We start from the raw sequence: 7,317 nt of genomic DNA, 5'->3' as shown, positions 1-7,317 counted from the left end.
GGCATTTGTGTTGGCCGCGCCATCACCGTCGCTGAACCCGACAAAGGTCAGCTTGCGGGCATCGAATGCGCCCGATTCCAGCGCCTGCGCCAGTTGCAGGATGTTCGAGCGCGACTGCGCATCCGGGCGCGACGACCCGGGTTCAAACCGGAAGGACAGCGACAGACGCGCCATCGGGCGCAGGGTTTCGACCATGCGTTGCAACTCCTCCAGCCCGACCTCGGTGCCGCCCGAGGCGATGGCGTTGGCCAGACGATCCCCTTGCGGACCCAAGCCCAACGTTTCGGGCATCTGATCCACGAACCCGGCCTGCCGGATGACCGGCTGCGCCTCGGGGCTTTGCACATAGGCCAGAAACTGCCGCGCGATCCGGGGCAGGCGGCGTGCGGGCAGGTACAGGAACATCGGCGCGGTCAGGGGGTAATCTTCGGTCTTGATCGACTGCCGGGTGGCAGCCAGCGCGTGCCCGCAACCGCCAGTCAGGGGCAGGGCGCGGGCGTCGCCGATATTGGCCTGGCTGGCGATCCCGATGGCAAAGGGGTCGTCGGCAACGCTGTGCACCAGCGCGCCATTGCGCCCGTGACGTGCGGCGGTGCTGCTCAGGGTGACGCTGGCGGGGGCCAGCAGGTGATCCTCGACCGCTTGGGACAGGCCGGAGCCGGGGTCGGGCATATGCAGGGTGATTGGCGCGTTCGGGCCGCCGAGGTCGGACCAGTTGCGCAGCTCACCGGACAGAACGCGGGCCAGATCGGTTAGCGAAATCTGGCGAACGGGGTTGTCCATGGCCACGATCGGCACCATCGCGTCCAGCGCCAGAACCCGGGATCGGCGGGGCTGGGTCAGATCACCCATCCCGGCTGCGTCCGCGGCGTCGCGTTCAGCGTCGCGAATCTCACGCAGGGCCATGACGATGTCGGCTTCGTTGGCGATCAGATCGGCAAACCCCTGATCGGTGTTGCCGACGTGAAACTGCAGACGCGCCAGCGGCGCCTGCCGTCCGGGTTTGTGCAGCTCATAGACAAAACCGGCGGCATTTTCCTGAATCGGCGTGGCGGTCAGCCCCTCTTGGCGCGCAAAGCCCACCACCAGCGCGGGCAGCAATGTTTCGGCCATGACCGAGGAGCCGGACAAGGTGACCTCGGCCACGAAATCGGTCAGGTTGGGGCAGGCGAGACCATCACAGGTGACGCCCGAGCCATCGACCGTCAGCTCTCCGAACTGAGTGTCCACGCGGTAGAATTCGCCGTCATAGCCCAGAAGGTTGCCGGTGATCTCGACCTTGCCGTCATGCGAGGTCAGGGTGATGTCCTGCGCCAGCGCGCCGCCTGCAAGGGCCACGCAACACAGCGCCGCCGCTGTTGCACGGGGTAAAAACATGGAACCGTCTTGCCTGCCTGCCGTTTTTATCTGGCGGCGATTGTCAGGTCTTCCAGCAGATTATTCAACACCAGAAACTCACCCGCGCGGGAACAATCCGGCAGTGTCAGCGTCAGGTCACGCGAGCGCAGGGGGTCGTCGCCGTGCAATTGCAGCGCCTGAACGCTCAGGTCCTGGCCGCAATTGGTCTTTGTCACCTCGGCCTCGACGCTCAGTTCGATGGTGCCATCGGCGGGTTCGGTGCCCTTGGGGTAGGAGTAAACCTGAACGTTGCGGGCGTTGGCCTCGACCTGGCCCAGATGTACGATGGTGCCTGCCCCGGTGGCGTCGGGACTTGCCCAGACATGCCCGGCCTCGCCATAGCTTGCGCCAAATTCCAGCGCATGCAGTTGCAGGTCGGTTTCGCCGCGCCATTGCAGCGCGACCCGGTCGAATTCGGCGATATCAGGGATGTGAGTGGTGGCGACAGTGCCGGTCTGATCCTGTAGTGAAATCAGGAAGATCGCGTATTCGGACAGGGCAGGGATAGTCAGGGTCAGCGCGCCCTGGGCGTTGGTCAGTGCGGTGAAGGTCAGACCGCTGTGATGGATTTCGACCTGCGCCGTTTCATGACAGGGGGCCTTGATCCGCAATTGCGCGTTGGCACCCGGCAGGGCCGATGCGCGCGCGCTGAGTTTGCAGTTGGGTTGCACCTTCGGGTGAATGCGGGACACCGTGCTAGAGGTATTGGGCACCTTTGCCGATGCCGTTTCCGCGTTGGGTGAAGAGGTCAGTACAACGTCTTCGATTCCGGCCAGAACCGAGGCATGACCAGAGGCCGAAGCCACGCGTTCAGACCCCGGCGCAGCTTTACGCTGCGACGCCGGGCCGTATTGCATCAGATATCCAATGGCCAAGGCGCAGGCAACGGTACCGCCCATGGTCACGTAGTTTCTTACGACAAACAAGACACCCTCCCCAGTTGAAGGAGCGAGTCGGACTTTCATTAACAATCACGGCTTATTTGTGGCAGCCCGGCGGAGTCATTGTGTTCGCATGTTAACGAACCACCCCGCCAGAGCCTTTGAATCGACCGGTTTTGCCCTGCTTTTACGTCAGGCGACCATGGCAATGCTTGAACTTCTTGCCCGATCCGCAGGGGCATTTGTCGTTGCGCGACGGGTTACCCCAGGTTGAGGGGTCGTCTTCGACAAAGCCCGGCAGCGGATCGCCCGAAGCTTCGGCCTCGGCCACGGCTTCGGCGCGGTCGGTGGCCTGATCCACGGCCTGCTGTGCCTGCGCCTGCTGCGCGGCCATCTGGGCCAGCATTTCTTTCTGTTCTTCCTCGGACAGGGGGCGGACACGGGACAGTTGCTGCGTCACGGTTTCGCGCAGGCTGTCCAGCATGCCTTCGAACAGCTGGAAGCTTTCGTTCTTGTATTCGTTCAGCGGATCGCGCTGGGCATAGCCCCGGAACCCCACGACCGAGCGCAGATGTTCCAGCGTCAACAGATGCTCGCGCCACTTGCCGTCGATGGTTTGCAGCAGCACCTGCTTTTCGATGTTGCGCATGTTCTCGGGACCAAAGGCGGCGGCTTTTTGCGCCATCATCTCGTCCGCGGCATTGACCAGACGTTCGCGGATCTGCTCGTCATCGACGCCTTCTTCGGCGGCCCAGTCCTGTACCGGTGCGTCAATGGTCAGCTTGTCTTTGACCGCCTCGTGCAACCCATCCGTATCCCATTGATCCGCATAGGTTTTCGGCGGCATATATTCGTCAATCAGATCGTCGATCACCTGCTCACGCATGTCCGACACGATCTCGGACAGGTCATCCGTCGACATGATCTCGCGCCGTTGATTGAAGATCACCTTGCGCTGATCGTTCATCACGTCGTCGAATTTCAGAACGTTCTTGCGCATGTCAAAGTTGCGGCCTTCGACCTTGGACTGGGCGCGTTCCAGCGACTTGTTCACCCAGGGGTGGATGATCGCCTCGCCCTCTTTCATGCCCAGCGTGGTTAGGACCTTGTCCAGCCGTTCCGAGCCGAAAATGCGCATCAGGTCGTCTTCGAGGCTCAGGTAGAACACGGTACGACCCGGGTCGCCCTGACGGCCTGAGCGGCCGCGCAGCTGGTTGTCGATGCGGCGGCTTTCATGCCGTTCCGAGGCCATGACGAACAGCCCGCCCGCATCCAGAACCTTTTGCTTTTCTTCGGCGTGCTTGGCTTCTTCGGTGGTGCGCAGTTCGGTCGGGTCGGCTTCGGGGCTTTCGGCCAGCGCCTGCAGAACCTTCATTTCCACATTGCCGCCCAGCTGAATGTCAGTGCCGCGCCCGGCCATGTTGGTGGCGATGGTCACCGCGCCATAGCGGCCCGCATCGGCGACAATCTGCGCCTCTTGTTCGTGCTGGCGGGCATTCAGGACATTATGCTCGATGCCTTCCTTGGTCAGCATCTGGCTCAGCAGTTCCGATTTCTCGATCGAGGTGGTGCCCAGCAGAACCGGCTGACCCTTTTCGGCGGCCTTCTTGGTCTGTTCGATCATCGCGCCGTATTTCTCGATCGCGGTGCGATAGACCTGATCATCCTTGTCGACACGCGCGATGGGCCTGTTGGTCGGAACTTCGACCACGCCAAGACCATAGATTTCGGCAAATTCCTCGGCCTCGGTCAGCGCGGTGCCGGTCATGCCGCCCAGCTTGTCATAGAGGCGGAAATAGTTCTGGAAGGTCACGCTGGCCAGCGTCACGTTTTCGGGCTGAATCTGTACGTTTTCCTTGGCCTCGATGGCCTGATGCAGCCCTTCGGACAGGCGGCGGCCCGGCATCATGCGGCCGGTGAATTCATCGATCAGCACCACATTGCCGTCGCGCACGATATAATCCTTGTCGCGCGTGAACAGCTTATGCGCGCGCAGGCCCTGATTGACGTGGTGCACCACGGTCGTGCTTTCGGGATCATAGAGCGAATGCCCCTCAGGCAGCAGCCCGGCGGCGATCAGCTGCTGTTCCAGAAACTCGTTGCCCTCATCGGTAAAGGTCACGCTGCGGGACTTTTCATCCAGCGTATAGTGATCCTCGGCCAGCGAGGGGATCAGCGCGTCGATGGCGGTATACAGGTCCGACCGGTCCTGCGATGGCCCCGAGATGATCAGCGGCGTCCGTGCCTCATCGATCAGGATCGAATCCACCTCGTCCACAATCGCGAAGTTATGGTATTTCTGGTAAACCTCGTTCAGGTCCGCCTTCATGTTGTCGCGCAGATAGTCAAAGCCCAGCTCGTTATTGGTGGCATAGGTGACGTCGCAGGCATAAGCGGCCTTTTTCTCGGCATCGGGCTGGCCCGACCAGATCACGCCGGTGGTCATGCCGACCGCACCAAATACCTTGCCCATCCACTCCGAGTCGCGCTTGGCCAGGTATTCGTTCACCGTGACCACATGCACGCCCTTGCCGGTCAGCGCGTTCAGATAGGCCGGGAAGGTGGCGACAAGCGTCTTGCCCTCACCGGTTTTCATTTCCGAGATGTTGCCCTGATGCAGGAACGCCCCGCCCATCAACTGCACATCAAAGGCGCGCAGACCCAGCGCGCGCTTGGCCCCTTCGCGGACATTGGCAAAGGCCTCGGGCAGCAAAGCGTCCAGGCTTTCGCCATCCAGCGCGCGTTTGCGCAGCTCGGCGGTCTTTTCGATCAGACCCTCATCCGACAGTTTCTCGAACTCGGGCTCCAGCGCGTTGATCTTTTCGATCAGCGGGCGGGTCGCCTTGATCTTGCGGTCGTTCGGTGTTCCGAACACCTTTTTGGCCAGCGTTCCGAGTCCCAGCATGTTCACTCCAGCGGATCTGTTCTTGTCTTGGTTGCGACAGGCTTGCCCACCTTGCGCGCAACCCATAGATACGGGGGGTGAAAGGCGGCCCTGTCCAAGGCTTCAAAGCGATGTAAGCGGCAGGTTCTGAAGTGTCAACGCCGCGCCCTGTCGCGGCAAATAAATAGGATGATTCCATGCCCAAAGGCCTCACTTTTCTGCCATCGCTGGCGTTTGCCGCTGTGATGGCGCTGCCGCTGGCCGCCGAAACCGACGTGGATGCAGGCACCGTCGTGGCGCGCGTGAACGGGGACGAGATCACTTTGGGTCACGTTATCGCCACCATTTCCGCCCTTCCGGCACAGTACCAGCAGCTGGAAGACGACGTGCTGTATGACTTCATCATCGAACAGCTGGTGCAACAGGAATTGCTGAGCCAGCAGCAGGACGGGCTATCGACCCTGAACACGCTCGCGCTTGAGAATGAGACCCGGTCCCTGCGCGCCGTGCAGACGGTCAACACGATCTCGGACGCCGAGGTCACGGATGACGCCATCCAGGCCGCCTATGACGCGCAGTTCGCCGATTTCCAGGGCGAGGATGAGTATCACGCCAGCCATATTCTGGTCGAGACCGAGGATGAGGCTAAAGCCATCAAGGCCCAGCTGGACGACGGTGCTGATTTCGCCGAAATGGCACGTGAGAAGTCCACCGGCCCCTCGGGTCCCAACGGGGGTGAGCTGGGCTGGTTCGGCAAGGGCCGCATGGTGCCCGAGTTTGAAACCGCCGTGGTTGCGCTGGAAAAAGGTCAGGTCTCGGACCCGGTGCAAACTCAGTTCGGTTGGCATGTCATCATCCTGAACGACAAGCGTAAATCCGAAGCACCCGAGCTGGACGCCGTGCGGGATGAACTGGCCCAGACCCTGCAGCAAGAGGCGATTCAGGCCCGGATTGATGAGCTGACCCAGCAGGCCGATATCGAACGCCCGGCGCTGGATGGGGTCGGCCCCGACATCATCCGCAAGATCGAGCTGATTCAGGAGTAACCCCCGTGGCCAAGATCACCAAGGTTTCCCCGCTGGCCCCTGCGGCCTTTCCCGATCTGTCCGCAATCGACGGCGTGCGTTTCGCTACTGTTGCCGCAGGCGTGCGCTATCAGGGCCGCACCGATGTCATGCTGGCAGTTCTGGACCCCGGCACCTCGGTGGCCGGGGTGTTCACCCGCTCAGCCACCCGCGCGGCACCGGTTCTGGACTGTCAGGACAAGATCGGCGGGCCCAGCGATGGGCCTGCAGCGATTCTGGTGAACTCCGGCAACGCCAATGCCTTTACGGGTCATTACGGCCAATCCTCGGTGGCCGAGGTCACGCAAGCGGTGTCCAAAGCCACCGGCGTTGCGGTCGAGCGTGTCTTTACCTCGTCAACCGGCGTGATCGGCGAACCGCTGCCCCATGACCGCATCGTGACGCAGCTTGAGACGCTGAAATCCGGTCTCAGCCGCCACGCCATCAAGGACGCGGCGCGGGCGATCATGACTACTGACACCTTCCCGAAAGGGGCCTCGGCGCAGGTCGAGATTGACGGCAAAACAGTCTCTATTGCTGGGATTTCCAAAGGGTCCGGCATGATCGCACCCGAGATGGCAACGATGCTGGTCTATATCTTCACCGACGCACAGGTCGAACAATCTGCGTTGCAAGCGATGCTGGGCGCGCAGACGGATCGCACCTTCAACTGCATCACCGTGGACAGCGACACCTCGACCTCGGACAGCCTGCTTTTGTGTGCCACCGGAGCGTCGGGCGTCGATGCCACTGGCAACGCGGCTTTTGCCGAGGCTTTGGAATCGGTGATGCTGGACCTCGCCCAACAAGTGGTGCGCGACGGTGAGGGGGCCACGAAATTCGTAGAAATTCGTGTGACCGGGGCCGCCACAGACGCCGACGCCAAGGTGCATGGGCTGGCCATCGCCAACTCGCCTCTGGTCAAAACCGCCATTGCCGGCGAAGACCCCAACTGGGGCCGCGTGGTCATGGCCATCGGCAAATCCGGCGCCGCCGCCGACCGCGACCGCCTGAGCATCTCCTTCGGCGACATTCTGGTGGCCGAAAAAGGCTGGGTCAGCCCCGATTACAGCGAGGACGCCGCCGCCGC

5 protein-coding genes are annotated in these 7,317 nt (G+C 62.1%); 2 read left to right on the top strand and 3 right to left on the bottom strand.

The window, feature by feature from the left end; genetic code table 11:
- The 3 genes from MPJ51_RS03495 to secA form a co-directional block, all read right to left on the bottom strand.
- The coding region (locus MPJ51_RS03495; RefSeq protein WP_298381804.1) for a substrate-binding domain-containing protein at window positions 1-1,377 on the bottom strand (1,377 nt) is incomplete at its 3' end.
- A 26-nt stretch (window positions 1,378-1,403) separates the two neighbouring features.
- Window positions 1,404-2,324, bottom strand: a complete 921-nt coding sequence (locus MPJ51_RS03490; protein ID WP_298381801.1) for a hypothetical protein — start codon at window positions 2,322-2,324, stop codon at window positions 1,404-1,406.
- Window positions 2,325-2,466: 142 nt separating this feature from the next.
- A complete protein-coding gene (gene secA, locus MPJ51_RS03485) occupies window positions 2,467-5,184 on the bottom strand; it encodes a preprotein translocase subunit SecA (RefSeq protein WP_298381798.1) in 2,718 nt (905 codons plus the stop codon).
- A 176-nt stretch (window positions 5,185-5,360) separates the two neighbouring features.
- Here secA and MPJ51_RS03480 point away from each other — a divergent pair, with 176 nt between their 5' ends.
- Window positions 5,361-6,209, top strand: a complete 849-nt coding sequence (locus MPJ51_RS03480) for a peptidylprolyl isomerase (protein ID WP_298381795.1) — start codon at window positions 5,361-5,363, stop codon at window positions 6,207-6,209.
- A 5-nt stretch (window positions 6,210-6,214) separates the two neighbouring features.
- Window positions 6,215-7,317: bifunctional glutamate N-acetyltransferase/amino-acid acetyltransferase ArgJ (gene argJ / locus MPJ51_RS03475; protein ID WP_298381792.1), on the top strand; the 1,103-nt coding region annotated here is incomplete at its 3' end.

Source organism: Ruegeria sp., from assembly GCF_028066395.1.
Lineage (GTDB): Bacteria > Pseudomonadota > Alphaproteobacteria > Rhodobacterales > Rhodobacteraceae > Ruegeria.
Note: the sequence above shows the minus strand (reverse complement) of the source record. Positions and strands in the feature narration are given on the sequence as shown.

Excerpts from the sequence above, each read along its gene's own strand:
- secA (WP_298381798.1), bottom strand. The coding sequence starts at position 5,184 with ATGCTGGGACTCGGAACGCTGGCCAAAAAGGTGTTCGGAACACCGAAC.
- MPJ51_RS03480 (WP_298381795.1), top strand. The coding sequence starts at position 5,361 with ATGCCCAAAGGCCTCACTTTTCTGCCATCGCTGGCGTTTGCCGCTGTG.